The organism is Alishewanella sp. WH16-1 (assembly GCF_001441695.1).
Classification (GTDB): domain Bacteria; phylum Pseudomonadota; class Gammaproteobacteria; order Enterobacterales; family Alteromonadaceae; genus Alishewanella; species Alishewanella agri.
Genome location: NZ_LCWL01000037.1, coordinates 17,609 through 44,343 on the forward strand (window position 1 = coordinate 17,609; position 26,735 = coordinate 44,343).

The window sequence follows — 26,735 nt, forward strand, 5'->3', positions numbered from 1 at the left end:
TTAATACCCCGCCGCCTGAATAGCGTTAATCACCGCTTGCGCTTTATTGCGTGTCTCTTCTGCTTCGAGCTTCGCCACTGAGTCAAACACCACCCCGGCACCGGCCTGAATATAGGCCATGCCATCGGCGACATAGGCCGAGCGGATCACGATACAACTGTCAAAATCGCCATTACCGGCCAGATAACCGACGGCACCGCCATAAGAGCCGCGTTTTTTACCCTCAACACCGCGAATAAGCTCAGCGGCCTTCACCTTAGGTGCACCCACTAAGGTACCCATATTCATACAGGCCTGATACGCATGCAGCGCATCGAGCTCCGGTTTTAGCTCACCCACCACCCGCGATACCAGGTGCATCACATAGGAATAACGGTCGACTTTTAGTAACTCTTTCACGTAGCGGCTGCCGGGCGTGCTGATGCGTGCCACATCATTGCGGGCTAAATCCACCAGCATTAAATGCTCGGCTTTTTCTTTTTCATCTTGCCTAAGCTCCAGCTCAATGCGGCTATCCAGGTCGCGATCAATACTGCCATCGGCGGCAAAGCCGCGGCGGCGGGTGCCAGCGATGGGATAAATCTCCACTTCGCGGCTGGCGGCGTTAAACTTTAGCGCCGACTCTGGTGAGGCGCCAAACAGGCAGAACTTGGGGTCTTGCAGATAAAACATATAGGGGCTGGGGTTTAGCTGCTTTAACTTGGCATAAGCCTGCAGCGGCTTAGGGCAGGGCAGCGAGAAACAGCGCGACGGTACCACCTGAAAGATATCGCCGGCGACAATATGTTGCTTTAGCGTTTCGACCTGGGCTTCAAAATCGGCGTCGCTGATATCGACCGCAATCTCTTTGCTGCTGGCGGCTTGCCCCACAGCCAATGGCTGGCTATGCAGTAGCTGCTGTTTTAACTGCTCCAGCCGTTTACCAATAGCAAAGCAGTTGGCAGGAGCCGCTTCGCCGCAAAATACATTGCCCACTAAGCGGCTTTGCTGCGCTTTATGGTCAATGACCAGTGCAGTTTCGGCCAGATAAAACAGATAATCCGGGCACTGATTTTCTTTTACCGGCACCTCGGGCAACTGCTCAATATTGGCCACCATATCATAGCCAATCACCCCGCCTAAAAAGATAGCAAAGGGTTCATCACCCTGGCTGCGCAATTGCTGCTGTATTAAACGTAGCGCACTAAACGGATTAGGTTGGGTTAAACGGCTGACTTCATCTAACAGCGGATCGGGTAGTGCAAACTCGGCGACTAACACAGCTGCAGTGGTCTGACCGGTACCGGAGTGCTGTGGATAACTGCTGGTCAGACCGGTACCGGAGACGTGTGGATAAGTGAGGCTGGCAATGGGGCTAAGCAGATCGGCTAAAAAGGGCAGCAGGGTAAGGCCGTTGCTGCTTAGCGCCGTAATACTCACCTGCTGACCGTTACACTCAATACGCAGTGCGGCGTCGATCAGCATCAGGCTGTTGACACTGTTTTTGCTGTCAATCTCGGCTGATTCCAGCAGCAGTGAGCAGCGGTCGGCTTGACACAGGCTGGCATAAGCCGCTAAAGCATCGCGCTGATAGGGCACAGGTAGCGCAATACTGGCTACCTCGCCTGGGGTGTCTGTGATATGGCTGAAAATCATCTTAATAATTTTCCTTAATTTTTAGTTGGTTAACCTGATGCTATTAGTTTTTTGCCGGTTAACCCCAAAACTGCGCCCAAAAAAAAGCCCGTTTCGGGGGAAACGGGCCTGGGTTTCTAAAGCGAATACAACGCCTACACACGCCCGTTGGGAATGTGCCACCACCAGTTAATCAGTGAAAACGTTGTTAGAAATTGCATTGGCTTTAACTACCTTATTCTTGAACGCCTACATAAAACCGCGAATCGGGCTTGGCGTCAAGCCCTTAATCACAAAAACAAGAAAGAAAAACGTATAAAAGTCTGGACGGCTCTATTGGTTGGCAGCGTGTTGTTGCTGCAACTGCTCAATTTTCTGCCAAAGCTCCTCACTTTCTGCCGTCAGGTCAGCAAATAAACGCATATCGCCATTGCGCTGGGCATGCATTGCTTGCTCCAATTTTTGATCGTACGCTTTGCGCAATTTCTTTACCGGATCGGGTTTTAGCCAGCCAAACATCTGCAGAGTCCTTTTTAATCTTCGTACACTCCATTACGGCATTACACCGCTGCCAGTTCTCTATCATCTACTTTTATATTCGAAGCGGTTATTTCGTAGTAGTAACTTGCCAAACCCGACGCTTCCGGCATAAGCTGAATCTAAAATTAAATTGTGCTGATTTTGTTAAGGTATTGTGCCTACTGAACAGCCGATACTGCTTTTACAGAGCATAATCAGGGAAGACAAGGAATAACGAATGCGGCTTTTTTTGATACTTATACTATCACTTAGCTGGCAGGTGACAGCCAACACCAATACTGCTGGCTTTAGCTATCAGCAACAACCGGTGCCAGCCTGGGTTGAGTTACCGATGACGCAACAGGCTGAACCAGATCGCAGCGAGCCGGTCAGTTATCTGCTGGTAGATGAACAGATAAACTGGTTGAATGCCGAGCCGGTAGCCTATTCTCATATCGCGATGCAAGCCAATACGCGTAAAGGGGTTGAGCAAGCGTCGCAGTATCAGGTCAGCTTCGCACCGGAATATCAGCAGCTTACTTTTCATAGTATCCGGTTAACCCGCAATGGGGATACCAAAGAGCAATTAGGTATCGCTGATATTCGTCTGGTGCAGCGTGAACAGCAGCAGGAGCGGCAGATCTATACCGGTTACGTTACCGCTATGGTGCTGCTTAGCGACATGCAGCCCGGTGACAGACTTGATATTCAATACTCTATTACTGGTACCAACCCAATCTATGGTGGTAAGCGCTCGGTTTACTTTCCGCTGACCTGGTCTGTCGCCGTGCAACAGTTACAACTCCGGGTCTTGTCCAGGCAAGAAAAACTGGCGTATTACAGTAATCAAGCGGCTGTTGCGCCGCAACAACGCAAAATCGGTGATCACTACGAATACCGGTGGCAGCAAAATGCGATTGCCGCAGTAAAAGCAGAAGACAATTATCCGCAGTGGTTTATGCCCTACAGTTTTATTGAATTTAATGAGTTTGGCCATTGGCAGGACGTCGTCGCCTGGGCTATTCCGCTCTATCAGTTTAACGAACCACTGCACGGCGACCTACAGTTATTAGTGAAAAGCTGGCTGGCGGAAAGTCGTTCGCTGGAAGATTATGCCGCGAAAGTTGTCCGCTATGTACAGAACGACATCCGTTACTTTGGGATGGAAATTGGTCTGAACAGCCATCAACCTTACTCACCCAATACCGTGTTTGCCCGCAAATATGGCGATTGCAAAGATAAAACCACCTTAATGATTGCGTTGCTGGCAGCCGGTGGCATCGAAGCCTATCCGGCACTGGTTTCCAATGCTACGCGGGGCCATATTCAGCGGCGCTTGCCAGGCCCTATTGTGTTTGATCATGTTATTACCTATCTGCCTTTAAACGGTAAAGACTACTGGCTGGACGGCACCCGTAGTCAGCAATATGGCAGCCTCGAGCAAAAAGGCCGTCAGTATTTTCAACAGGCATTGTTGATCAAAAACGGCGTAACAGAGCTTACGTCAATACCGATGCCAAGCAACACCGATGGTATTATCGAAACGGAAGAGCGCTTTCAGCTTGCTGCGGTTGGTGCGCCGGTTACTCTCTCAATATCACTGAATTATCAGCAATACGAAGCAGAGTCTTTTCGGGGGATGCTGGACCAGCATGGCCTGACTGAATATGCGAATCATTTGGAACGGGTTTATCAACAGCAATATCCGGGCGCAGACTTAATGGCGGATCCTGTGATTTCTGACGATAAACAGAATAACCAGGTGCAGGTGGTTGCCAGCTTTAGCATCGACAACTTTTGGGATGAAACTGAACCGAGACAGGAGCTGTTGCTATTTGGCGACTACCTCGAGCGCTTTATGCAGTTACCCAAAAATACGCGGCGTAAAATGCCACTCTATATCGAACCTAATGTCCGGGTACAGCATCGGATCCATTTCGATCTGGCAAGCCCGATCGATTGGCAGTTGGGCGATTTACAGGTAAAGATCGATCACCCGGGTTTTGTCTATCAGCGCCAAGTCGACACCAGTGCGACCAGCATTACGGTGGTGCACCACTACCAAAGCAAAAGTGACCACATCACGCCCGAACAAGCCCTGGATTTTGTCAGTGCAGTTAAAAAAGTACGCGATGCGATGTACTTTACAGTGGTAATAGATAAAACCGATCCGGTACCTGAGGTAGAGCTGGATTTAAAGCAGCGACTGCGGGAGATGTTAAAAGCGACGGAAACGCCCTGAAGCGGTTTGGCTTTAACGGTATCTATGCGACAATAGTCCTCTGAATAGGGGACTGCATGAAAATCGATTTACATAGCCACACTAACCACTCAGACGGCCTGCTGCCGGTTGCCGAGCTGTTAGCGCGGGCGATCAGCTGTAATCTGGATGTGCTGGCCATTACCGACCATGATACGGTGAGTGCCTTGCCACAAGCTGCGGCCTGGCTGACAGAAACTCAGGCATCGTTAACGCTGATTAACGGCGTGGAAATTTCTACCGCCTGGCATGAGTTTGAAATCCATATTGTTGGCTTAAATATCAACCCCGATTGCCCACAATTTTTAGCGCGTTTGGCATCACAGCAGCAGCGACGGTTGGAGCGGGCGCAGGAAATGGCTCGCCGGCTGGAAAAAGCGCAAATTCCGGGCGCATTAGAGGCAGTGTTGGCAGAGGTTGGCAACGGCGCCATTACCAGAAGTCATTTTGCACGCTTTCTGGTGAAAACTGGCCGTGCCGATTCTATGAATGCGGTATTCAAAAAGTACCTGGCACGCGGTAAAACCGGCTATGTACCCAATAATTGGGTCGATTTAGCCAGTGCTGTGCAATGGATCCATGATGCCGGCGGCCAGGCTGTGCTGGCGCATCCATTAAAATACAACCTGAACGGGCGCTATTTAAAACGGCTGGTCACCGATTTTGCTGCGGCTGGCGGCGATGCGATGGAAATTATCTCCCCGCAGCAAACGCCGGTACAGCGCCGCGACCTGTGGACACTTTGCCTGCAACATCAGCTAACTGCCTCTGTCGGCTCGGATTTTCATCAGCCAACAACTTGGAATGAGCTGGGAAAGCATCTATATTTACCAGACGATGTCACTCCGGTTTGGGCGAACTGGGGCTTAGTCCCGAAAAGACTAACTCAGGAGCCTGAAGCCACAGCGGTCTTATCCGCTGCACCAACTACTAGCATGGATACGCCAAGATGAGCCAGTTTTTTCATATTCACCCGGAAAATCCGCAGCAGCGCTTGCTTAAACAAGCGGTGCAAATTATCCAAAAGGGCGGTGTGGTGATTTTCCCCACTGATAGCGGCTATGCGCTGGGCTGCCATGTCGGCGATAAAAACGCCATGGACCGCATTATGCAAATCCGTCAGGTTAGCGGCGAACACCACTTTACGCTGATGTGTCGGGATTTGTCGGAGTTGTCGGTTTACGCAAAAGTTGAAAACACCGCCTTTCGACTGATTAAAAATAACACGCCAGGCGCCTACACCTTTATTTTGCGCGGTACCAAAGAAGTGCCTCGTCGGCTGTTAAATGAAAAGAAGAAGACCATCGGCCTGCGCATTCCGGAAAATAAAATCGCGCTGGCGCTGTTGCAAGAGCTGGCTGAGCCTTTATTGACCACCAGTTTGATTTTACCCGGTCAGGAATTTGCCGAGAGTGATCCGGATGAGATGCGGCATCAGTTAGAGCGGCAGGTTGATTTGATTTTGCATGGCGGTATTATCGGTGAAGATCCGACTACAGTGGTTGATCTCTCTGAAGATACGCCGGAGATTATTCGCCAGGGCCGTGGCGATAGCCGGCCGTTTGAATAAGTAACGAGTTAAGATGGCTGAGCAGCTACCGCCGTTAACGATACAGCAGCCGTTACCGCTGGCCTTTGTCCGCGGTGAGGCGGTGCTGGAACGGCCGGAAGACTTGTATATCCCGCCGGATGCGCTTGAAGTTCTGCTCGATACGTTTGAAGGCCCACTGGATTTCCTGCTGTATTTAATTCGCAAACACAAGTTTGATTTGGTCGATTTACCGGTGAACGAAATAACCCTGCAATATATGGAATATATTGAGCTGATGCAGGAGCTGAATTTCGAGCTGGCGGCCGAATATCTGGTAATGGCCGCTATGCTGGCGGAAATTAAATCACGCTTGTTGCTGCCGAAAATCACCAGTCTGGAAGACGATGAGCACGACCCTCGCGCCGAACTGGTGCGCCGCTTACAGGAATATGAAATCTTTAAACAGGCAGCGACCGATCTGGATGCCTTACCGCGCGATGAGCGCGACTATTTTACTGCCCAGGCCAGCCTGGCTGATAATTTCAGCCCGTTATTGATTTTACCGGATGTGGATTTTACTGAGCTGATCAGCGCCTTAAATGACATAGTCAAGCGCAGCAAGGCGCTGGCGCATCATCATATTCAGCGTGAACATCTGTCGACCCGCGAGCGGATGAGCCGTATTCTGGATTTATTGCAGCAGCGGCAGGGTTATCTGGAGTTTGCTGAGTGCTTTGACTTAACTGAAGGCCGGGAAGGCGTGGTGGTGACCTTTTTAGCGATCCTGGAGCTAACCAAAGAAAAGCTGGTAGAGCTGATCCAGGTGGCGCCTTATGCACAAATTCATGTCAAACTGGCGCTAAGTGAGGCATAATGGCGCAGAAAATTAACGATATTCAATTACTGCAACTTGTCGAAGCCGCGATCTTTGCTGCCGAAAAGCCCCTTAGCCGCGCCGAATTGCAAGCCTCCGTGCTGGAGGGCTTTAACGTCAGCGCGAAACGGCTGCTACAATGTCTGAAACAACTGCAGGACGATTACAGTGCCCGTGGCATCCAGTTGATGGAAACGGCCAGTGGCTACCGGTTTCAAACCCGCCCTGAATTAAGTGAACCGCTGGCCAGACTCTGGCCCGAGCGTTCACCGCGTTATTCGCGTGCGGTGCTGGAAACGCTCGCCTTAATTGCTTATCGCCAGCCCATTACCCGCGGTGAAATTGAGCAAATTCGTGGCGTATCGGTTAGTAGCCAGATTATGCGCACCCTGACCGAACGCGGCTGGGTCAAGGTGGTCGGCCACAAAGAGGTACCGGGTCGGCCCGGGCTTTATGCCACTACTGAGGCCTTTTTAGATTACTTTGGCTTACGCCATTTAGACCAATTACCGCCATTGGCCGAGTTTGCAGCCTTGCAGCCGGCAGAAGCGGAATTATTAACCACCGTCGGGATGACAGGAGAGCTCCACTAATGAGTGAAAAATTACAGAAAGTTTTGGCCCGTGCCGGCATCGGTTCGCGCCGCGAAATGGAAGACTATATCAGCCGTGGCCGCGTGACCGTGGATGGTAAACCGGCTAGCCTAGGCGATCGGGTTACCCCGAACCAAGCGATCCGCGTTGATGGTCATCCGGTACAGGTGGCGAGCGAAGAGCAGCAAGTCTGTCGGGTACTGGCTTATCATAAGCCCGAGGGCGAGATTTGTTCGCGTACCGATCCGGAAGGACGGCCCACGGTGTTCTCGCGCTTACCCAATATCAAGGGCGCACGTTGGATCGCCATCGGCCGGTTGGATATCAATACCTCAGGTTTGCTGCTGTTCACCACTGACGGCGAGCTGGCTAACCGCCTGATGCACCCTAAATTTGAAGTAGAACGCGAATACGCGGTGCGGGTTTTCGGTGAGATTAACGATGCCATGATCCAGCGTCTGCGCACTGGGGTGGAACTGGAAGACGGTAAAGCTAACTTTAAACGTATTAAAGCGCTGCCGGGCGAGGGGATTAACCGCTGGTTCCATGTCGTACTTACCGAGGGGCGTAACCGTGAGGTACGCCGGATGTGGGAATCTCAGGGCGCGGTCGTAAGCCGGCTGATCCGGGTACGCTATGGTGACCTGTTGTTGCCTAAGCACTTACCTGCCGGGGGTTATACCGAATATCCGCTGGCTGAAGTCAACTATCTGCGTAACCTGGTCGGGTTAAAAGACGAAGTGGCATCGCTGGTAAAACCGGAAGATCGCACCGAACGGCGTCGCCGCCTGGCCAGCATGAAGCGGGCCGTGCGTAAGCATCAAATTGCCGAAAAAACGCCCGCTAAAAAAACTGAACCCGGCGCAAAACCCAACCGTGCCGAGCCGGCCAAGAAACCGACTGCGACTAAAGGTCAAGCGGGTAGAGGCAACAGCACACAGCGGCAGCCAACCGGCAAAACTCCAACCCGTGAAGGCAGAGGCTAATTATCCACAGCACTCTCCACACGTCTCCGGTACCGGTCTGACCACTTTATCCACAGGTCTCCGGTACCGGACCGACCAGTTACCTGCCTTAACGCACCTTGCTTTTGCGGATCAGCCGGTACAGCAACTCAGGTGATAGCCGGGCGATGCAAGCCGCCAGCTTTTCTTTAAAGCCGCCGATAACAATATAACTGTTACCTTTGCGCAATGCTTTCAGTGTTGCCGTAGCAAACTCATCGGCAGTCATGGCTTTTGCCTGGGCATCGTCCATTTTACCGAGCGCTTCGCCACTGCCGGTTAGTGCATTCATTGATACCGCGGTTTTCACAAAGCCGGGGAAAACCACCGCCACGCGAATACCCTGACTATATAGCTCAGCCCGTACGCTATTGGCCCATAAATGCAGCGCGGCTTTAGCGGCAGAGTAACTGCCGCGGTATTGGGTACCGACTAAACCGGCGACACTGGAGATAAACACCAGCTGGCCGGTGCCTTGTTTTAACATCACCGACAACACCCGCCGACTCAGCGCCACCTGCGCAAAGTAATCAATTTCCATAATTTTGCGATCAGTGTCGCTACTGGTATCCATTACTAGCGCGCGCTGGCTGATCCCGGCGTTATTGATCAGCCAGTCCAGCCGGCCGTAGTGATGAATAATCTTATCAAGCGCTTGCTGCTGTGCAGGCTCATCGCAGATATCCAATGGTACAGTTAAATGCCGCTCTGGATGCGGCAAGCTTTGCTGCACGCGCTCAAGCTCTGTTTTACGGCGGGCGCTCAGCACCACCTTGGCGCCGGCTGCGGAAAATTGCTTTGCCAAAGCTTCACCGATGCCCCCTGACGCACCGGTGATCCAGATCACCTTGTCTTGTAGCGATATTGTCATTGTTATAGCCATCTTAAGATACAGATGGCCGATGTTAGGGGATTTGCGGTGTGACTGTCAAAGTGAAGTCACCATGACTGGTCAGACCCCTGCTTCCCAAAATTAGGGGAGACGTGTGGGCAAACTGGTCAGACCGGTACCGGAGACGTGTGGATAAGTTAGTTGCCGACACGGAATTTTCGGCTAAAGTGGCGTTTAAACAGCATAATGGCGCTAATGCCCATTACCGGGGCGATAATCCAGCTTACCAACTGCCATTGACCAGTCAGCACTTCGGCCAGTAAGCGGCGGCCACCGGCGGCAAAAAAGGCAGTGTATAGCGCGATACCGGTGCCAATCATTGAAGTAAAGTGCTCAATAATCCATTGCCGCGGCTTTAAGCCGGGTTGACGGATATAACGCAAAATCCCAATCACTGTCATAGCACCCACACCGCTAAAGATGATTGATAACAAATCACCGGCAGCAAAACCGACTATTGCCAGCGCAACACTGCCGACCAGCAACGTCCACACCGGTCCCTGATAAGACCATACCCGTAGCTGTGCCAGCTCAGCTTTTACTTTCAGCACACCATAGGCATGGCGCACTGTCACCCAGGTCAATAAGCTGAGTTGTAATAAAAAGAAGGAAAACACACGCCGCTCTGAAATAAATCTCTCCAGCTGTGCCACTGTCCAGTTCGGATTCTGACCATAAACCATGGTGGGGCTATATAACACCATCAGGCACATCAGTACCCCGGAGCCCGCAATTAATAGCATCATCTGGTAGTAAAGCTTACCGGCCGTATTGTGCAGCATACTGCCTTTGGCACTGGCGACCGGCACCCAAAATAGCATCAGGCAAATAGCGCCCAATAAAATGTGCAGAAAAAGTAGAGTTGTATGTAAGTAGTTCATTTAACGCCTCCTTAGGCTGAAAACAAATTCAGCTTACGCCTGCAGTTGCCCGATCGCAGGTGCCGGAAGTCAGGATTTTCGAACATGACTTTTGGCCTATTGCACTCGTTAAGACAAGCGTCATAATAAGCCGATGAAATACCATTTTCCGCTGGCAACTCTGGCCGGCATCCTGACCTGGCTACTGGTATCCGGTATCACTTTGATGCTGCTGTTACGGCTGCCTGCACCGCAGCCTCTGCTGCCAGCAGGCTTGCTGTTGTTAGTCTATGGCATCAGCTTTATCTTACTGACGCAGGAGCAGCACCCGCTGGGTCTTGGTGGCCGCTATGGTCGCTGGTTACTACCGTTGCCACTGCTCTGTGCCTTTGCCTTACAGTGGTTATTACCGACCGCTATTTTCGATTATCTGGCCATCCTGACCATTATCTGGGTCTGTTTGCTACCACATTTGATGTCGCAGCGTTTGGCTTTGCTACTGACTCTGGGCATAGTGGTGCTGTGGTTTGGCTTACAGGCCTATCTGGAACAGCGCAGCCTGTGGATCACCGCAGCCCTGTACGGCAGCTTTCATTTATTTGCGGTACTGATGCAGGCAGCAATCAAAGCTGAGACTGAGGCGCGCGCTGAATTAACAGAAAAGCATCGCCAACTGCTGGCGGCACAACAGCTATTGCAGCTGGCGTCACGCGCGGAGGAGCGTAATCGGATCGTCCGCGATCTGCACGACTTATTGGGGCATCATTTGACCGCGCTGACAATACAGCTACAGATTGCCAGTTATCAGTGCGATGGCGAGGCCAAATTACAGGTAGAGAAAAGTCTGCAACTGGCCAGATTGTTACTTTCTGATGTGCGCGAAGCGGTATCCGCCATGCGCGACAGTTCCGAGCTGGATTTACAGCAGTTATTTACCCCCTTGTTGCAGCATTTGCCGGAAAGCTTGCAGGTTGAACTGGATATTGCCCCCAAGCTAAAAGCCAGTTCTCTAAGCCAGGCTCAGCATCTACAGTATCTGGCGCAGGAAGCTATTAGTAATACTTTGAAGCATGCCAATGCCAGCCGCTTGTGGATCCATGCCAGGGAGGCAGAGCAGGGCATCGCTCTGGGAATTAAAGACAATGGTCAGCTAAAGGCAAGCTGGCAGCCCGGTAATGGTCTGATTGGCATGCGCGAGCGCGTTGCCGAATGTGGAGGTAAACTACATCTTGTCGCTGATGCCGGTGGCCTGGCTTTACAGATCTGGTTACCTCAGGCAGGAGTGGCCAATGTTTAAGGTGCTATTAGTCGATGACCAAAAACTGATCCGCGATGGCATTCGTAGCTTGCTGGCGATATCCGGCAAGGTCGAGGTAGTCGGTGAAGCCTGTGATGGCAGTGAAGTGGTGGCGCTGTGGCAAAGCTGCCGGCCGCAAGTGATCCTGATGGATCTGTCAATGCCGAAAATGGACGGTATCGCCGCCATTAAAGCCTTGAAAGCAGCCGGCAGCGACACGCCGGTGCTGGTATTGACCACCTTTGACGACCATGAGTTAGTGCTGCAAAGCCTGCAAGCTGGGGCCCGTGGCTTTTTATTAAAGGATGTGTCGCTTGATACGCTCATCAAAGCCATTGAGAGCCTGGCGGCCGGGGGCAGCTGTTTTCAGCCCACTATAACCGAGCGCTTGTTGCAGCAACTACCTGGCAGTAGCGATACCCAGTACCGCAAGCCGGTGTTGCCCGAGCCGCTAACTGATAAAGAGTTAGAGATTTTGCGGCTGATGGCGGCTGGCTACAGTAATAAAGAAATTGCCAGCGCGCTGTTTAAATCTGAAGGCACAGTAAAAAACCAGTGCTCGACCATTTTAAGTAAGCTGGGGGTGCGGGATCGCACCCGCGCAGTATTACTCGCTCTGGAGCTGGGCCTTATCACCCCTTAAACTTATCCACACGTCTCCCTTTTTTTGGGAAGAGCAGGGTCTGACCAGTTTATCCACATGTCTCCGGTACCGGTCTGACCAGTTTTACCCACACGTCTCCCTTTTCTTTGGTAAGAGCAGGGTCTGACCAGCTAGCTGCGATAGCCGTTGGGGTTTTGTTTCTGCCAGCGCCAGGTATCGCGGACCATATCGTCCAGCGTTTTCTCTGTTTTCCAACCCAGTAAAGTCAGGGCTTTAGTTGGCTCAGCATAACAGACCGCAATATCACCGGGGCGACGCGGCGCAATCTGATACGGCACCGCGACCTGATTCACTTCGCTAAAGGCGTTAACCATATCCAGCACGCTGTAGCCAACGCCGGTACCGAGGTTAATCGCCTCTATACCTTTACTCTGTTCCAGATATTGCAGCGCCTTTAAATGGCCATTGGCGAGATCCACGACATGAATATAATCACGTACGCCGGTACCATCTTTGGTCGGATAATCGTTACCAAACACACTGAGTTGTTGACGTTTACCAACCGCAACCTGGGAAATAAACGGCATTAAATTGTTCGGGATGCCATTAGGATCTTCGCCGATCTGGCCACTGTCATCGGCGCCGACCGGGTTAAAGTAGCGCAGCAGTGCAATAGACCAGTCCGGTTCGGCTTTTACTAAGTCTTCCAGAATTAGCTCGATCATCAGCTTACTTTGGCCGTAAGGATTCGTAGCCGAGCGTGGCGAAGTTTCCTTAATAGGCACTTCTTTGGCATCACCATAAACCGTCGCCGAAGAGCTAAACACCAGCTTTTTGACGTGGAAATGCCGCATTACCCGGCACAGGGTGACAGTGCCAGCGACGTTATTGTCGTAGTAATGCAATGGCAGTTCGGTCGATTCTCCTACCGCCTTTAAACCAGCGAAATGAACCACCGCGCTGATTTTATACTGACTGAATACTGCCGTAAGCGCGGCCTGATCGCGGATATCACCATTGATACTGAGTAGTGATTTACCCGCCAGTTGTTCGACCCGCTTTAGCGACTCTGCCGAGCTGTTACTAAAATTATCAAAGCTAATCACGTTATAGCCAGCGCGCAGCAAACACAGTGCCGTGTGGCTACCGATATAACCGGCACCGCCGGTTAGCAAAATATAAGAGCTCATAGGCAATCCTTTGGCTAAAAAACGAAGCAGTTAAGGCAAGACTTTTTTATAAGGTTTAACAGTCGCCTTAACATAAACGCCTGCTGCCCAATACGGGTCAGCCGCAGCCCAGGCTTCTGCATCTGCTAACGAGGGGAATTCAGCCACCACCAGCGAGCCGGTAAAGCCGGCTGCGCCTGGATTGTCTGAATCAACGGCGGGCAGCGGGCCGGCCATTAGCAGCCGACCTTCCGTTTTTAATTGCTCCAGGCGGGCTAAATGCGCCGGCCGGGCTTGTAACCGTTTTTCCAGACTATTGGCCGCATCTTCGGCATAAATCATATAGAACATGTTAAAACTCGCTACGCTAGAAATTCTGGCTGCACCTTAGCAGATTTGTGCTTTAAAACCAATTCAGGCCGGCAGGTCGGGCTAGGATTTCCCGGCACAGGCTGTTAGCATGAAGGCGCTTTTTCTAACAATAACTAAAAAAATCCATTCAGGGAGTCCACCCACGCATGAAACGTGAACAATTCAGTTCCAGCCTTGGCTTTATTCTGGCCGCGGCCGGCTCCGCCGTTGGTATCGGTAATCTGGTCGCCTTTCCGGTAATGGCCAGTAAAAATGGCGGCGCCGCCTTCCTTATCATGTACGCGATTTTCGTGTTCTTTATTTGTTTACCCGTGATGCTGGCCGAAATGAGCCTGGGGCGTCACACGCGACAAAATCCACTTGGCGCTTACACCCAAATTGGTCAAAACCGCGCCTGGCGCACTGTGGGTTGGTTGTCGGTAATTACCCCTTTTATGATTGGGGTATTTTATCTGGTGATCACGGTGTGGATTGCCGGTTATCTTGGTAAAGCAGTGTTAGGCCAGCTCGACCAACTGGCTGATCCTGAAGGTTTTAATGTCTTTATTAACAGCAATGAACTCTTTGTGTATATGGCGCTGGTGGTCGGCTTAACCTTCTTAATTCTGCAGGGTGGTGTCAAAAAGGGTATCGAAAAGGCGACTACGGTATTAATGCCGACACTGTTTATCATGCTAATTGCACTGGTAATTTACGTGCTGACACTAGATAACGCCATGTTAGGCGTCAAGTTTTTCCTTATCCCGGATTTTACTAAGCTTACCGGTGAAGTCCTAAATGGTGCCTTGGCGCAGGCATTCTTCTCGTTATCACTGGCAATGGGTATCCTGATCACCTATGGCTCTTATATCCAAAAGCATGACAATATCGTCTCAGCCGGTAAAACCGTGGCAGGTTTATCGTTGTTAGTTGCCGCTTGTTCCGGCTTGCTGATCCTGCCTGCAGTATTTTCGTTTAATCCTGACATTCAAATCGCCGAGTTATCCGAGTCCAGTATCGGCATGATTTTTATGTTTTTGCCAAAAATTTTCCTGGCTTTACAGGCGGATATCGGCTATTTCGGTGCTTCTTTTGTCGCCGCGTTCTTTTTCTTACTGGTGTTTTTTGCTGCCATGACCTCACTGGTATCCATTATCGAAGTGCCGGTGGCCAGTGTGATGGACGGTAAAGGTTTAAGCCGCCGCAAGGCGCTTTACACGCTAGGTGCGGTAATGGTGGCATTGGCGGTAGTATCTGCCTTGTCATTTGGTCGCATAGATTGGCTAAGCAATATTCTGAACTATGGCGGTAACAACAAGTCCTTCTTCGATATGGTTTACGACATGTTCTACGAAACCATTCTGCCGTTAAACGGTTTCTTGCTGTGTTTGTTTGTCGTTTACCGCTGGAAAGCGCACAACCTGGATAAAGAAATCGCCGATGGCAACCCGGGCTTTGCCGGTTCAGTGCTGCAAAAATACGTTAACTTCTCATTGGGTACTTTTATCCCACTGATCCTGTTAATTATTTTTGTAAACACCGTCTCAACCATCTATTTCGGTAAAAACTTACTGTTCTAACTGGTCCAACCGCACTCCGGTACCGGTATGACCTCTGAGGTCTGGCCGGTACCGGAGTGCTGTGGATAACTCAGGCTTGGGTAGCGATAAGGCTTGTTCTGCGGCTGCCGAGGGTGTCGGGGATTTTCCCGAGCTGGCAAGCGGCCTGGCTAACCTGAATGCCTTGCGCCTGACAGCGCTCGGTGAGCAAGGGTAAAAACTTCTCGGCCTGGCGCAGCGCTGCGGGCTGATCAGTATAAAATTGCAGTTGCAGATCCTGGCCCGCCAGTTTAGCGACAGCCAACAGCTGGCCATACTGGCACAAATCAAACTTCATCGTCAGTTGCCAAAGTTTTTGTTTCTCTGCGCCTGGCTTTTTCTCTGCTTCACGTTGCTCGAGTAAAATTTCACTAAACCGGCTTTCTTGTTGCTGCTGCAGCGCGAGCGGAATAAACCACTGCTGGTTTAGCTGCGGCAAATCAGCATTTTGCAGCTGCGATAACTGCAGCAAACTACTGTGGCTGCCCAGTGCCCGCAGCAATTGGCTGGCTTGCTGGTTATCTAACTGGCCAATTTGCTGCGCCAGCTGCTGGATTTTGCCGCCGGCTTTGCTGTTGTCGCTTAACGGTTGACGTAATAAATGTCCTAACAATAATTGAATCGCTACGGCCAGCGTGCCGGCGCCAGTGCTCAGATTAGGCTGAGCCTGCAGTGGCTGAAATTGCAACACGGCTTGCAGCTGTTGCTGGATTTCCGACACACTAAGTACCTGATTACCGCCCGGTTGAGCTTGCCGGACTTGCTGCAGTAATGCCACGACAGCCGCGGGCATTTCCGGCAAGGCAGCCAGTCGGGCCGGACTGCTGCTAAGTAGCGGCAGTAACTGACGCCAGCCCTGCTCAGCCACGTGGTTTGTGGCTTTATCTGCGCCAGATGTCGCTGTTGCCGCGCCCTGGTTGCTCTGCCAGGGTAGCGGTTTCAGAAAATCTTTATTATTAAGCTGTAGTACTTGTTCTGCGGCTACCGGCTGCACTGATAAAAGTATGCCCTTTGGCTCAAATGTGCTACCGGCAGCTGTGCTTGTGGTAGAAGCAGGCTGCAGCTGTAAGTTGACTGGTTGAGTATTGCTGCTGAGCGTTGCAGGAAGTTTCAACGGCTCACCGGCCAGTTGCGCCGGCACCTCCCCCCGGCTTAATTGTTGCTGCAGCATCGCCAGTTGTTTTGGCTCCTGCAACAATCGGGCTTGGGTTGCAGTAAGTGGTATCTCCGTTGCTATCCCGGTCAGAACCTTAACCTGTATCGTCAAGCGCTCAGCATTAAGCTGCTGAAAATTCAATAATAGTGGCAAACCGGGCGGCAGCGGCGGCACTTGCTGCAGCGGCAAGCGCAATACACCTTGCGGCGTTTGCACAACTAACTCGGCAGCTTGGTTAGCCTTAACTTGTAACCGCGCGTAATAGTCTACCCCCGGTTGCAAACGGACATTATGCTGTTCGATATTAGCGCCAGAGAGTTGTAAGACTTTGTCTAAATTCAGTGTTTTCATGCTATTACCGTTAGCCTCGGCTGTTTGAGATTGTTTCATCAACGGCAGCCTGGTGGCAAGCAAACTCTGAATGACGGCAGGCTCTTTTAATGATGACAGCGGAATACTTTGAGTTGCCCGCGGTGTAGCGGTTTGCACCGATAAGGTTCCATGACTGCCTAACTGCAGAGTTATCGGGGCGTTCGTCGTCAGAAAGCGCTGTATCTCTGGTGTCAATATCGGCTTACCATCAAGCAGTGGGCTTTCACCACGGTTAAGTTGCTGCGCAAGTTGCGTTAATTGCTGCGGCTGCAACAAGATAGTGCGCTGTGGCGCCGTCAACGGCAGCGTGATGGCGGCGCCAGTCTGGCTGACGAGGATGCGGATCCCCTGGCCTGGCTCAAATGCCAGTGTCGCTGTTAAAGCTTTGCCGAGGGGCAACTCAGGTAATTGCAGTAATGATAAACGAAGCTCAGCAGCTCCAGAGCGCAGCACTAATAACGGTGCGCCAGCTTGTAACTCAAGTTGTGCCGGATACGGCGTATTTAACACTAAAGCTGCGCCACTCTGAGTAGGCAATGCTTGGCCAGCTCTTAGCAGTGGGAGTAAAGGGTCCATTAACTGAGCTGCCCGTTGCACGCCCGCCTGGGCCTTTGACAGGCAGCGGGAGAAGAATCTGACTGGTCAGACCGGTACCGGAGTGCTGTGGATAAAATCAGCTGGTCAGACCGGTACCGGAGACGTGTGGATAAAGTAGTTGGGGTGGTACCGAACCGCAGCAGAGAGTGTGGTGGATAAGTTGCGGAAAAGATGCTGATCTGGATCATGGCTTAGTACCGGTTCTGATTCGTATTCGTCGCCTGTTATGCTAATATGCGCGCAAATTTTTGCAGAGTCGATAGTTAAGGCCAGTGGATCTTACGCAATCAACCCAATCGCACGCGCAGAGCGCATTGCTCGCTGCCAGCAACCTCAGCTGCGTTAAGCAGGACAGGGTGCTATTTGAGCAGTTATCTTTGCAGCTACATCCCGGTCAGTTACTGCAAATCAAAGGCAAAAACGGCGCCGGCAAAAGCAGCTTATTGCGTATTTTAGCCGGTTTGGCACGGGCCGACGAAGGCGAGCTGTATTATCAGGGGCAAGCTATCGCGCAAAGCCGGGTCGATTATGCGACTAACCTGTGTTTTATCGGCCATCAGAGTGGTATTCATGAACAGCTGACCGCGCTGGAAAACTTACGTTTCTGGCGCGCCGCCTGTGATCTAACACCGGCCGATGATCTGGCCCTGCTGGCGAGCCTGGGCTTAGCCGGTTTAGAAGATATCCCATGCCGGATGCTCTCTGCCGGTCAGCAACGCCGGGTGTCATTAGCCAGGTTATGGACCACTAAAGCCCAAATCTGGATCCTCGACGAACCCTTTACCGCTTTGGATCAAAGCGCTATCGCCACCTTGCAGCAGCATTTTGTTACTCACCTCGAGCAGGGCGGAGCCATTATTCTCACTACTCATCAGCCACTTAGCCTGCAATATGCACAGCTGTTCGCACTGGAGATCCACTACCGATGGTAAGTTTTGTGGTGTTCTTACAGCGCGAGCTAACCTTGTTAGCGCGGCAAAAGTCAGATTGGCTGAATCCGGTATTATTTTTTATCATCGTATTAACACTTTTTCCGCTGGGCGTTGGCCCAGAGCCGAATATGCTGCGTATAATGGCGCCAGGTATTGTCTGGATCGCCGCCTTACTCAGCGTACTGTTGGCGGCTGAGCGGTTGTTTAAAGATGACTACCGTAACGGCGTGATCGAGCAACTGGTCGCATCGCAACAGGCATTAATGCCCTTTGTATTAGCGAAAATCAGCGGCAACTGGCTTAGTACCGGCCTGCCACTGGTGTTGTTATCGCCGTTGGTGGCCTTGCTGTTTGATATGGAAAGTGCCGCCTTTAGCGCGATGGCACTGACACTGCTGCTGGGTACGCCGGTACTGAGTTTGCTTAGTGTGCTTGGCGCGGCCATTACGGTTTCGGCCGATAAAGGGGGCATTTTGCTGGCCCTGTTGATTTTACCGCTGTATATTCCGCTGCTGATTTTTGCCAGTGCAGCGATTGAGGCCGCCAGTATCGGGCTTGGCTATCAGGGGCAGTTGGCAATTTTACTGGCAATAATGTTGTTTGCGCTGGCGCTGGTGCCGATGGCCGTGTGCAGTGCCCTGAAAATTAATGTGAGCTGATATGTTTAAGTGGTTACATCCGCTGGCCAAGCCAGAAACCCTTTATCATTTTTGCGGCAAACTCTCGCCCTGGTTAATGGCCAGTGCGCTTTTCACGCTGCTGCTGGGCAATATCTGGGGTTTGGGCTTTACGCCAACCGATTATCAGCAAGGCGACAGCTACCGTATTATTCATATCCATGTGCCTTCGGCCATTATGTCGATGGGCGCCTATCTGGCGATGGCGATTGCTGCCTTTACCGCCTTGGTGTGGCAAATTAAAACCGCGCAATGGGCTGTATTGGCGATTGCCCCAATTGGTGCGGTATATACAGCTATTGCCCTCTTAACCGGTATGGCCTGGGGTAAGCCAATGTGGGGCGCCTGGTGGGTGTGGGATGCCCGCTTAACCTCTGAACTGATTCTGTTGTTCCTGTATTTTGGTGTCATGGCACTGCATGGTGCCTTTTCAGACCGGCAAACCGGTGCCAAGGTTGCTTCCTTGCTGGCAGTGATTGGCTCGATTAATTTACCCATCATCCACTTTTCAGTGGAGTGGTGGAACACCCTGCACCAGGGTGCGACTATTACCAAATTCGCCAAACCGTCAATCGATCCCAGTATGTTATGGCCGTTGTTGATTAGTTTGCTGGCGTTTAAGTTACTTATGCTGTGGTTAACCTGCGTGCGGCTACGCACCGCTATTTTGGAAAATGAACAGCACCGGCCCTGGGTAAAACAACTGGTAGGTAAAGTATGATGCACAGTCTGAGTCATTTTTTTATGCTTTTTACCGCCAGTCCCGAGCTGCCGCAGAAACTTTTTGGCCTTTTTCCGTTCTATTTCGCCAGCTTTAGTGACTTTTTAGCCATGGCGACCACCGGCATCAGCTATGCGTTTTTTGTCTGGTTATCCTTTGGCTTAACCTATTTATTGCTGGTGGGGTTAATCGTCTGGAGTTACTACCAACACAAACAATTTAAGCAGCAATTAGCCGCCCGGCTGGCACGCGAACAACGAGTTAAGCAGTATCAGGAGCAACAGACCTAATGCAATCAAGACGTCAGAAACGCCTGTTTTCCATTCTTCTAGTCATCGGCCTGATTGCCGGTGCTATCGGTGCCATGCTATTTGCCCTTAGCCAAAATATTAATTTGTTTTATACCCCGGGCCAGCTGGTGCAGGGCCTGGGCGAAGGCAAAATTAAACCCGATGTTGGTCAGCGTTTACGCTTAGGCGGTATGGTGGTGCCAGGCTCGGTGAAGCGTGATGCAACCAGCCTAAAAGTCAGTTTTGATTTAACCGATGACAGTGGCGAAATTGCCACCGTGGAATTTGAAGGTATTCTGCCGGATCTGTTTCGTGAAGGGCAGGGTATCGTCGCACAGGGCTCGTTAAAAAGCGCGACAGTGTTGGCGGCAACCGAAGTGTTGGCTAAACACGATGAAGAATATATGCCGCCGGAAGTCGCCGAAGCGATGAAAGGTATCCGCCACGTCCCGCCCAGCCAGCTAAAGCAGTCTGAGCGCAGCAGCGCTAACTACGGAGGCTAAGCATGATTCCTGAATTAGGGCAGCTGACGCTGACGTTTGCCTTTGCGCTGTCGTTATTGCTGGGTGTAGTGCCATTAGTTGGCAGTTTTACCGCTAACGAGCGGGCCCTGCTGGTCGCTAAGCCTTTAGCCGTGGGTAATTTTGTCTTTACGCTGCTCGCGTTTATCGCGCTGTGCTGGGCGTTTTATCACGATGACTTTACCGTTATCAACGTTGCCACCAACTCCAGTTCAATCCTGCCCTGGTACTATAAACTCACCGCCACCTGGGGCTCACATGAGGGCTCTATGCTGATGTGGGTGATGATTCTGGCAGCCTGGACCGCGCTGGTGGCACAATTTTCCAAGGGCCTGCCCTTGCTGATGCAAGGCCGGATCCTCGGCATTATGGGCCTGATTAACGTTGGCTTTATCGCCTTTTCGCTGTTTATGTCGAATCCGTTTGAGCGCAGCCTGCCGTTTTATCCGGTAGAGGGTAATGATCTTAACCCACTGCTGCAGGACTTCGGTATGATCATTCACCCGCCGCTGCTGTATATGGGCTACGTGGGTTTTGCGGTGTCTTTTGCCTTCGCCATTGCGGCATTAATTGGTGGCAAATTTGACAGCACCTGGGCGCGTTGGGCCAGACCCTGGACCTTAGCAGCCTGGATGTTCCTGACGCTGGGCATTATGCTCGGCAGCTGGTGGGCCTATAAAGAGTTGGGCTGGGGCGGCTGGTGGTTTTGGGACCCGGTCGAAAATGCCTCCTTTATGCCCTGGCTGGTGGGTACGGCGCTGATCCACAGTCTGGCCGTTACTGAAAAGCGGGGTACCTTTAAATCCTGGACCGTATTGCTGGCGCTGGGCGCCTTTTCTCTTAGCTTACTTGGTGCCTTTTTAGTGCGCTCCGGCGTGCTGGTGTCGGTGCATTCGTTTGCTGCCGATCCGGAGCGCGGCGTCTTTCTGCTGATTTTCCTGCTGATTGTCATTGGTGGTTCCTTATTACTCTATGCCAGCCGCATGCATTCGGTACGCAGTCAGGCACGTTATGAGCTGTTCTCCCGCGAAGTGATGCTGTGGGGTAATAATGTGTTTTTACTGACGGCAACCCTGGTTGTCCTGCTGGGTACACTGTTTCCACTGGTACATAAAGAGCTCGGTTTAGGTTCGATTTCTATTGGTGAGCCGTTCTTTAACCAGATGTTTTATTACCTGAATATTCCTTTTGCGTTGTTACTGGGTTTAGGCCCCTGGGTGCGCTGGAAGCAGCAAAAGGCGGCGCCGTTGTTAAAACCCCTCAGCATGGTGGCGGTATTTAGCCTGATCCTGGCCCTGGGTACTCTGGCGGCCACCCAAAGTGTAACAGCGAATCTGGCATTACTGGGGTTATTACTCGGTGCCTGGGTTGGCTTGTCGGCCTTGTTGGAAATTTACCAGCGGCTGCAGCAATTTGGTTCACTGTCTAAAGGTATCGCCAAACTACAGGCCTCGCACTATGGCATGACGCTGGCCCATATCGGTTTTGCGGTGCTGGTGGTCGGTGTAGCGATGACGCTGACCTACAGTGAAGAGCGCGATGTACGGATGGAAATAGGCGATCGGGTGGTGCTGGCCGGTTATGAGTTTGAGCTGCAGGATGTGTATAAGCTGAACGGCCCGAACTATGGCGGCGAGGCGGCAGAGCTGGATGTGCGTACTGTTGATGGCCGCTATGTCACGCATTTACATGCCGAGAAGCGCGAATATAAAATCCAGCGCATGGTAATGACCGAGGCCGCAGTACATGCCCGCTTAAGCCGCGATTTATATGTCTCGCTGGGCGAGGCCTTACCTGGCAACGCCTGGGCGATTCGGGTTTATGTGAAGCCTTTTGTGCGCTGGATCTGGTTAGGCGGCTTGCTGATGTCACTGGGTGCACTGATCGCGCTGCTGGATAAACGCTATCGTCGCCCAACCACCGCGGTGGAGGTGCGACATGCGTAAAGGCTTGTTCTATATTCCGCTAGTGCTGTTTTTAGGCTTGTCGCTGTTTTTATTAAGCGGCCTGTTTTCCGATCCGCGCGAGCGCGATTCCGCCATTATCGGTAAACCACTACCTGCCTTTAGCCTGCCGGATTTAATGAACCCACAGCAGCAGTGGACGCCGGAAAGTTTAAAAGGCGAGACCTTCTTGCTGAATGTCTGGGGTATCTGGTGCCCAACCTGTAATGCCGAGCTGGGGTATATGAGCCAGCTGCGCAACGAGCAGGGTGTGCGAATTATTGGTCTGTACTATGTGTTACCCGAGGATCCGATGTTTGGCGAAGTGTTTGATTTAGCCACCCTACAAAAGGATGTGCAAAGCCGACTACAAAGTTTTGGCGACCCTTATCAGTTCAATATTCTGGATCGCAACCGCCGTTTGTCGATGGATTTAGGCGTAAGTGGCGCGCCGGAGCATTTTATTGTTGATGCCGAAGGCATAGTGCGGGCCCATCATATCGGTGATATTAACCCCCAGGTTTGGCGCAGCAAACTGGCGCCAATTTATCAACAGTGGGTGGCTAAACCATGAAGCCTTTAATTGCATTGCTATTGCTGGTCAGTTTTAGCGTGTTGGCTGATGGCAGCAAAGAGCTGATGACCTTTGAAAGTGAAGAGCAGCGCCGACTCTACGCCCAGTTAACTGCGGAGCTACGCTGCCCGCAGTGTCAAAATCAGAATATCGCCGATTCTAATGCGGTGGTCGCCGTGGATATGCGCGAAAAAACCCACGAATTGGTGCAGCAGGGCTACAGCCGGCAACAAGTACTGGATTATATGATTGACCGTTATGGCAACTTCGTCCATTACCAGCCGCCATTAAACCGCATAACAATCTGGCTCTGGTTATTGCCAGCCCTGGTGCTGCTGGCGCTTTTCCTGTTCCAGCTTAAACGCCGCGCTGGTCAGACCGCACTCCGGTACCGGTCTGACCAGTCAGCAGAGCCTGCACCGTCAGCAGCTAAGGCGGAGCTAGAGCAGCAGCTGGATAACATTATCGATCGCTATCGGAGTAATAAACCATGATCTGGCATCTTGTCGCCGGCGCACTCGCCATGTTGGCGCTAAGTGCCATCTTTATCTGCTGGCCACGCCGTGCCAGTGCGCAAAATAATCAAACGCCGGCTCAGCTATTTGAAGAACGACTGCAGTTGTTGGTATTAGCCCGTGATGCCGGTGAGCTGGCCGAACAGGACTTTGCCAGTGCGGCTTCAGAACTGAAACAACAGTTTCTGGAGCAGGAGCAGCAAGCCGTGCGTTATCAGCAACCCCGGCATAAGGCATTATTTCATTTAAGTTTAGTGTTAGTGGCCGCTGTAATCGTGGCGTTAACCTATAGTCAGAATGGCCATTATCGCCAGTTGACTGATTGGGAGTATGCCCAGCAAAATCTGCCGGCTTTTGGTCAACGCGCCTTATTAGGTGAAGGTGCGCCAATGGAAGAGCGCGACATGCAGTTATTCTCACTGGCGCTGCGTACCAAGTTGGCGAATGAGGGCGATGATGCTGTGGCCTGGATGTTGCTGGGGCGGGTTTGGATGACGCTGGGGATGCTGGAAGAGGCAATTGAGTCGTTCGAGCGGGCGTTAAAGCTGATGCCAGAACGCACACCTTTACTGATCAGCTACAGCCAGGCCTTGATTATGCTTGGTGGTGACTTAAACCTGGCGAAAGCCGGGCAAAGCGTGGCGCAGGTATTAATGCGCGAGCCGGAAAATATCGATGCGGTTTCGCTGATGGCGTTAATTGCCTATGAACGCGGTGATAATGAGCAGGCAATAGCAGCCTGGCAACTGCTGGCAGAGCGCCTTGACGCGGATGATCCGCGGCTGGAGGTGGTAAATGAGCGGCTGGCCGAATTAACTGCCCGCTTAGCACCAACGCCAGCTGACGCAATGGACGGGCGGCAGATTCAGCTTGAACTTGAAGTGGCTGCAGAGCTGGCGGCGGCACACCCGGATGCGATGATCCTGGTATTCGCCCGCGCAGTTGGTGGCCCCCCGATCCCGCTGGCGGCGAAACGGATCCCGATGCAAGCCGGTAAATTGACGGTACAATTAACCACGGCAGATGCGATGCAACAGGGCTGGGATCTGAATCAGGCAGACCAAATTGAAGTGGTGGCACGCATGACTGTTTCCGGTACAGTGGAGCGCTCGGACGCCGATGTGGAAGTGAACTCGGCGGCACTGCGTTTTGACCAACCCGCAATTCGACTTGCCTTAACATTGGAAGATTAGGATGAGCGCTTTGAATACATTTCGTCTTATTAGCAGAGCCGCTACGCTGGTACTATCGCTGGCATTTCTGGCTGGTTGTGCCAGCTCGGAGCAAGCGAAACAGCAGGCGGCAGAGTCTAATGCTGTGCCGCCGCCAGTTTATGATGATCCGCGCGATCCCTGGGAGCGGGTCAACCGGCCACTGTGGGATTTTAACTACGATGTGCTGGATGCCTATGTACTGCGCCCGGTAACCGTCGGCTATATGACGGTGGTACCCAAGCCGGTGCGCAAAGGTTTGATTAATGTCGTCGACAACCTGGGCGAGCCAGCCAGCTTTTTAAATAGTATTTTGCAGGCAAAACCAGAAAAAGCTGCGGTGAGTGCCGGCCGGTTTCTGGTCAACAGCACCGTGGGTATAGTCGGCTTGTTTGATGTAGCCAGTAAAATGGGGATGGAGCCGGCAGACGAAGACTTTAACCAGACGCTTGCGGTGTGGGGCGTTGGCGATGGTCCTTATCTGATGGTGCCTGCCCGCGGCCCTACCACCATTCGTGGCACGGCAGGTGGTATCGTCGATAACCTGTATTTCCCGCTAGGGTTACTGAATACGCCGCTAACCCTGACCCGCGCTGCCATTATGGCGCTGGATGCCCGTGAACAGCTGATGCAGGTCGAAAATATGTTGAACGATTCACTGGATCCGTACTCCTTTGTTAAAGAAGGCTACTTCCAACGGCAACAATTTAAAATTTACGACGGCAATCCACCGCCACCGGAAGAAACCCTGGACGATGACACCCTCGATTTCCTCGACGAAATCGAATAACTTATCCACATATCCACACGTCTCCGGTACCAGACCGACCAGTTTATCCACACGTCTCCGGTACCGGCCTGACCTCCGACCGGTACCGGAGACGAAAAAAAGAGGGACAAGATGATTAAAGTTCTAAGCGTGTTTGGCACCCGGCCTGAAGCTATCAAAATGGCACCGCTGGTTAATCAGCTGAAGCAGGATGCCGCTTTCGACAGCCGGGTTTGTGTTACCGGTCAGCACCGGGAAATGTTAGATCAGGTCCTAAAGTTATTTGATATCAAACCCGAATACGATCTGGCAATTATGAAGCCCGGTCAGGATCTGTATGATGTTACAACCAGTATCCTACTGAATATCAAACCGGTTTTACGTGAGTTCCAGCCTGATATCGTGTTAGTTCATGGCGATACCAGTACGACCTTTGCAGCTGCGCTCGCCTGCTATTATGAAAAAATTGCTGTCGGCCATGTCGAAGCCGGTTTACGTACCGGTAATATTTACAGCCCCTGGCCGGAAGAAGCGAATCGCAAGCTAACTGGCGCCTTAACCCGCTGGCATTTCGCACCCACTCAAACCTCCGCTGATAATTTATTGGCAGAACGGGTTCCGGCAGAGCAGATCGTTATTACCGGTAATACGGTGATTGATGCACTACTGCAGGTAGTTGCGAAAATCGAAAATAACAGCGCATTGAACCAGCAATTTGCAACGCAATTTCCCTACGGCCAGCACGATCGGCGGATGATTTTAGTTACCGGTCATCGCCGTGAAAGCTTTGGTGGGGGTTTTGAGCAGATCTGCGCCGCTTTGTCAGAAATTGCTAAAACCTATCCGGATTGCGATATCGTCTACCCGGTGCATCTGAACCCGAACGTAAAAGAGCCGGTTTATCGCTTGTTGAGCGATGTTTCTAACGTGCACCTGATCCCGCCGCAAGATTATCTGCCTTTCGTTTATCTGATGAATCGCAGCTATCTGGTGTTAACGGATTCTGGTGGTATTCAGGAAGAAGCCCCGTCATTGGGTAAACCGGTATTAGTGATGCGGGATACTACTGAGCGGCCGGAAGCGGTTGCTGCGGGCACCGTGAAGCTGGTCGGCACCGATAAGGCAAAAATTGTCAGCGAAGTAACTAAATTACTGACCGACAAAGCCTATTACGAAAGCATGAGCTTTGCCCATAACCCCTATGGCGATGGTAAAGCCTGTTCCCGTATCCTCGATACCCTGCGCCAACTAAGCTTAAGCTAACCCTCAAAGTTATCCACACGTCTCCGGT

At 51.8% G+C, this 26,735-nt stretch carries 27 protein-coding genes; 20 read left to right on the forward strand and 7 right to left on the reverse strand.

Going from position 1 to position 26,735, the window contains the following annotated elements:
- Together AAY72_RS04025 and AAY72_RS04030 are read right to left on the reverse strand one after the other, a co-directional pair.
- On the reverse strand, nucleotides 1-1,635 hold the full coding sequence (locus tag AAY72_RS04025) for an anthranilate synthase component 1 (RefSeq protein WP_057785687.1): 1,635 nt from the start codon (nucleotides 1,633-1,635) through the stop codon (nucleotides 1-3).
- 312 nt (nucleotides 1,636-1,947) lie between these two features.
- On the reverse strand, nucleotides 1,948-2,133 hold the full coding sequence (locus tag AAY72_RS04030; protein WP_057785688.1) for a DUF6435 family protein: 186 nt from the start codon (nucleotides 2,131-2,133) through the stop codon (nucleotides 1,948-1,950).
- Nucleotides 2,134-2,371: 238 nt separating this feature from the next.
- On the opposite strand from AAY72_RS04030, the gene AAY72_RS04035 reads away from it, so the two are divergent.
- From AAY72_RS04035 to rluB, 6 genes are read left to right on the forward strand one after another with little or no spacing between them, the layout of a single operon-like run.
- Nucleotides 2,372-4,375 carry a DUF3857 domain-containing transglutaminase family protein gene (locus AAY72_RS04035; RefSeq protein ID WP_057785689.1) on the forward strand — a complete coding sequence of 668 codons (2,004 nt, stop codon included), beginning with the start codon at nucleotides 2,372-2,374 and terminating at the stop codon, nucleotides 4,373-4,375.
- 56 nt (nucleotides 4,376-4,431) lie between these two features.
- On the forward strand, nucleotides 4,432-5,346 hold the full coding sequence (locus tag AAY72_RS04040) for a PHP domain-containing protein (RefSeq protein WP_057785690.1): 915 nt from the start codon (nucleotides 4,432-4,434) through the stop codon (nucleotides 5,344-5,346).
- On the forward strand, nucleotides 5,343-5,963 hold the full coding sequence (locus AAY72_RS04045; protein ID WP_057785691.1) for an L-threonylcarbamoyladenylate synthase: 621 nt from the start codon (nucleotides 5,343-5,345) through the stop codon (nucleotides 5,961-5,963). The genes AAY72_RS04040 and AAY72_RS04045 overlap by 4 nt, the downstream gene beginning before the upstream one ends.
- Before the next feature lie 13 nt (nucleotides 5,964-5,976).
- Nucleotides 5,977-6,798, forward strand: coding sequence for a ScpA family protein (locus tag AAY72_RS04050; protein ID WP_057785692.1), 822 nt, complete (start codon nucleotides 5,977-5,979; stop codon nucleotides 6,796-6,798).
- Nucleotides 6,798-7,391, forward strand: coding sequence for an SMC-Scp complex subunit ScpB (scpB, locus tag AAY72_RS04055; protein WP_008983897.1), 594 nt, complete (start codon nucleotides 6,798-6,800; stop codon nucleotides 7,389-7,391). Before AAY72_RS04050 ends, scpB begins: the two co-directional genes overlap by 1 nt.
- Complete coding sequence (gene rluB, locus AAY72_RS04060; protein ID WP_008983896.1) at nucleotides 7,391-8,377, forward strand: 23S rRNA pseudouridine(2605) synthase RluB; 987 nt, start codon at nucleotides 7,391-7,393, stop codon at nucleotides 8,375-8,377. The genes scpB and rluB overlap by 1 nt, the downstream gene beginning before the upstream one ends.
- 88 nt (nucleotides 8,378-8,465) lie before the next feature.
- On the opposite strand, the gene AAY72_RS04065 is transcribed toward rluB, so the two are convergent.
- Both AAY72_RS04065 and AAY72_RS04070 read right to left on the reverse strand, forming a co-directional pair.
- Nucleotides 8,466-9,266, reverse strand: coding sequence for an SDR family NAD(P)-dependent oxidoreductase (locus AAY72_RS04065; RefSeq protein WP_057785693.1), 801 nt, complete (start codon nucleotides 9,264-9,266; stop codon nucleotides 8,466-8,468).
- A gap of 158 nt (nucleotides 9,267-9,424) precedes the next feature.
- Nucleotides 9,425-10,168, reverse strand: a complete 744-nt coding sequence (locus AAY72_RS04070) for a hypothetical protein (protein WP_057785694.1) — start codon at nucleotides 10,166-10,168, stop codon at nucleotides 9,425-9,427.
- A 133-nt stretch (nucleotides 10,169-10,301) separates the two neighbouring features.
- On the opposite strand from AAY72_RS04070, the gene AAY72_RS04075 reads away from it, so the two are divergent.
- Both AAY72_RS04075 and AAY72_RS04080 read left to right on the forward strand, forming a co-directional pair.
- The gene (locus tag AAY72_RS04075; RefSeq protein WP_057785695.1) at nucleotides 10,302-11,444 is read left to right on the forward strand and encodes a sensor histidine kinase; all 1,143 of its coding nucleotides are present in this window, start codon (nucleotides 10,302-10,304) and stop codon (nucleotides 11,442-11,444) included.
- Nucleotides 11,437-12,087 carry a response regulator transcription factor gene (locus AAY72_RS04080; protein ID WP_008951756.1) on the forward strand — a complete coding sequence of 217 codons (651 nt, stop codon included), beginning with the start codon at nucleotides 11,437-11,439 and terminating at the stop codon, nucleotides 12,085-12,087. Before AAY72_RS04075 ends, AAY72_RS04080 begins: the two co-directional genes overlap by 8 nt.
- A 131-nt stretch (nucleotides 12,088-12,218) precedes the next feature.
- On the opposite strand, the gene galE is transcribed toward AAY72_RS04080, so the two are convergent.
- Nucleotides 12,219-13,238: a UDP-glucose 4-epimerase GalE gene (galE, locus tag AAY72_RS04085; protein WP_057785696.1), complete on the reverse strand. Its 1,020-nt coding sequence runs from the start codon at nucleotides 13,236-13,238 to the stop codon at nucleotides 12,219-12,221.
- A 30-nt stretch (nucleotides 13,239-13,268) separates the two neighbouring features.
- Complete coding sequence (locus tag AAY72_RS04090) at nucleotides 13,269-13,568, reverse strand: YciI family protein (protein WP_008983891.1); 300 nt, start codon at nucleotides 13,566-13,568, stop codon at nucleotides 13,269-13,271.
- Nucleotides 13,569-13,735: 167 nt separating this feature from the next.
- On the opposite strand from AAY72_RS04090, the gene AAY72_RS04095 reads away from it, so the two are divergent.
- Nucleotides 13,736-15,148, forward strand: a complete 1,413-nt coding sequence (locus AAY72_RS04095; RefSeq protein WP_057785697.1) for a sodium-dependent transporter — start codon at nucleotides 13,736-13,738, stop codon at nucleotides 15,146-15,148.
- 70 nt (nucleotides 15,149-15,218) lie between these two features.
- Here the strand turns inward: AAY72_RS04095 and AAY72_RS04100 are convergent, their stop codons facing one another.
- Nucleotides 15,219-17,270: a flagellar hook-length control protein FliK gene (locus tag AAY72_RS04100; RefSeq protein WP_057785698.1), complete on the reverse strand. Its 2,052-nt coding sequence runs from the start codon at nucleotides 17,268-17,270 to the stop codon at nucleotides 15,219-15,221.
- Between the two features lie 293 nt (nucleotides 17,271-17,563).
- Here AAY72_RS04100 and ccmA point away from each other — a divergent pair, with 293 nt between their 5' ends.
- From ccmA to wecB, 11 genes are all read left to right on the forward strand, one after another.
- The gene (ccmA, locus tag AAY72_RS04105) at nucleotides 17,564-18,223 is read left to right on the forward strand and encodes a cytochrome c biogenesis heme-transporting ATPase CcmA (protein WP_040291467.1); all 660 of its coding nucleotides are present in this window, start codon (nucleotides 17,564-17,566) and stop codon (nucleotides 18,221-18,223) included.
- Nucleotides 18,217-18,882 (forward strand): heme exporter protein CcmB, encoded by a 666-nt coding sequence (gene ccmB, locus AAY72_RS04110; RefSeq protein WP_057785699.1) that lies wholly within the window; start codon nucleotides 18,217-18,219, stop codon nucleotides 18,880-18,882. The genes ccmA and ccmB overlap by 7 nt, the downstream gene beginning before the upstream one ends.
- A gap of 1 nt (nucleotide 18,883) precedes the next feature.
- The gene (locus tag AAY72_RS04115; protein WP_008983886.1) at nucleotides 18,884-19,621 is read left to right on the forward strand and encodes a heme ABC transporter permease; all 738 of its coding nucleotides are present in this window, start codon (nucleotides 18,884-18,886) and stop codon (nucleotides 19,619-19,621) included.
- Nucleotides 19,618-19,911, forward strand: coding sequence for a heme exporter protein CcmD (ccmD, locus tag AAY72_RS04120; protein WP_057785700.1), 294 nt, complete (start codon nucleotides 19,618-19,620; stop codon nucleotides 19,909-19,911). The genes AAY72_RS04115 and ccmD overlap by 4 nt, the downstream gene beginning before the upstream one ends.
- On the forward strand, nucleotides 19,911-20,414 hold the full coding sequence (ccmE, locus tag AAY72_RS04125; RefSeq protein ID WP_008983884.1) for a cytochrome c maturation protein CcmE: 504 nt from the start codon (nucleotides 19,911-19,913) through the stop codon (nucleotides 20,412-20,414). The genes ccmD and ccmE overlap by 1 nt, the downstream gene beginning before the upstream one ends.
- Before the next feature lie 2 nt (nucleotides 20,415-20,416).
- Nucleotides 20,417-22,378, forward strand: a complete 1,962-nt coding sequence (locus tag AAY72_RS04130; protein WP_057785701.1) for a heme lyase CcmF/NrfE family subunit — start codon at nucleotides 20,417-20,419, stop codon at nucleotides 22,376-22,378.
- Complete coding sequence (locus AAY72_RS04135; protein WP_057785702.1) at nucleotides 22,371-22,949, forward strand: redoxin family protein; 579 nt, start codon at nucleotides 22,371-22,373, stop codon at nucleotides 22,947-22,949. Before AAY72_RS04130 ends, AAY72_RS04135 begins: the two co-directional genes overlap by 8 nt.
- Complete coding sequence (locus AAY72_RS04140; RefSeq protein WP_156411276.1) at nucleotides 22,946-23,443, forward strand: cytochrome c-type biogenesis protein; 498 nt, start codon at nucleotides 22,946-22,948, stop codon at nucleotides 23,441-23,443. Before AAY72_RS04135 ends, AAY72_RS04140 begins: the two co-directional genes overlap by 4 nt.
- Nucleotides 23,440-24,657, forward strand: coding sequence for a c-type cytochrome biogenesis protein CcmI (gene ccmI / locus AAY72_RS04145; protein ID WP_008983880.1), 1,218 nt, complete (start codon nucleotides 23,440-23,442; stop codon nucleotides 24,655-24,657). Before AAY72_RS04140 ends, ccmI begins: the two co-directional genes overlap by 4 nt.
- A gap of 1 nt (nucleotide 24,658) precedes the next feature.
- Nucleotides 24,659-25,465, forward strand: coding sequence for a VacJ family lipoprotein (locus AAY72_RS04150; protein WP_008983879.1), 807 nt, complete (start codon nucleotides 24,659-24,661; stop codon nucleotides 25,463-25,465).
- A gap of 111 nt (nucleotides 25,466-25,576) precedes the next feature.
- Nucleotides 25,577-26,707, forward strand: a complete 1,131-nt coding sequence (wecB, locus tag AAY72_RS04155) for a non-hydrolyzing UDP-N-acetylglucosamine 2-epimerase (RefSeq protein WP_008983878.1) — start codon at nucleotides 25,577-25,579, stop codon at nucleotides 26,705-26,707.
- Nucleotides 26,708-26,735: the final 28 nt, after the last annotated feature.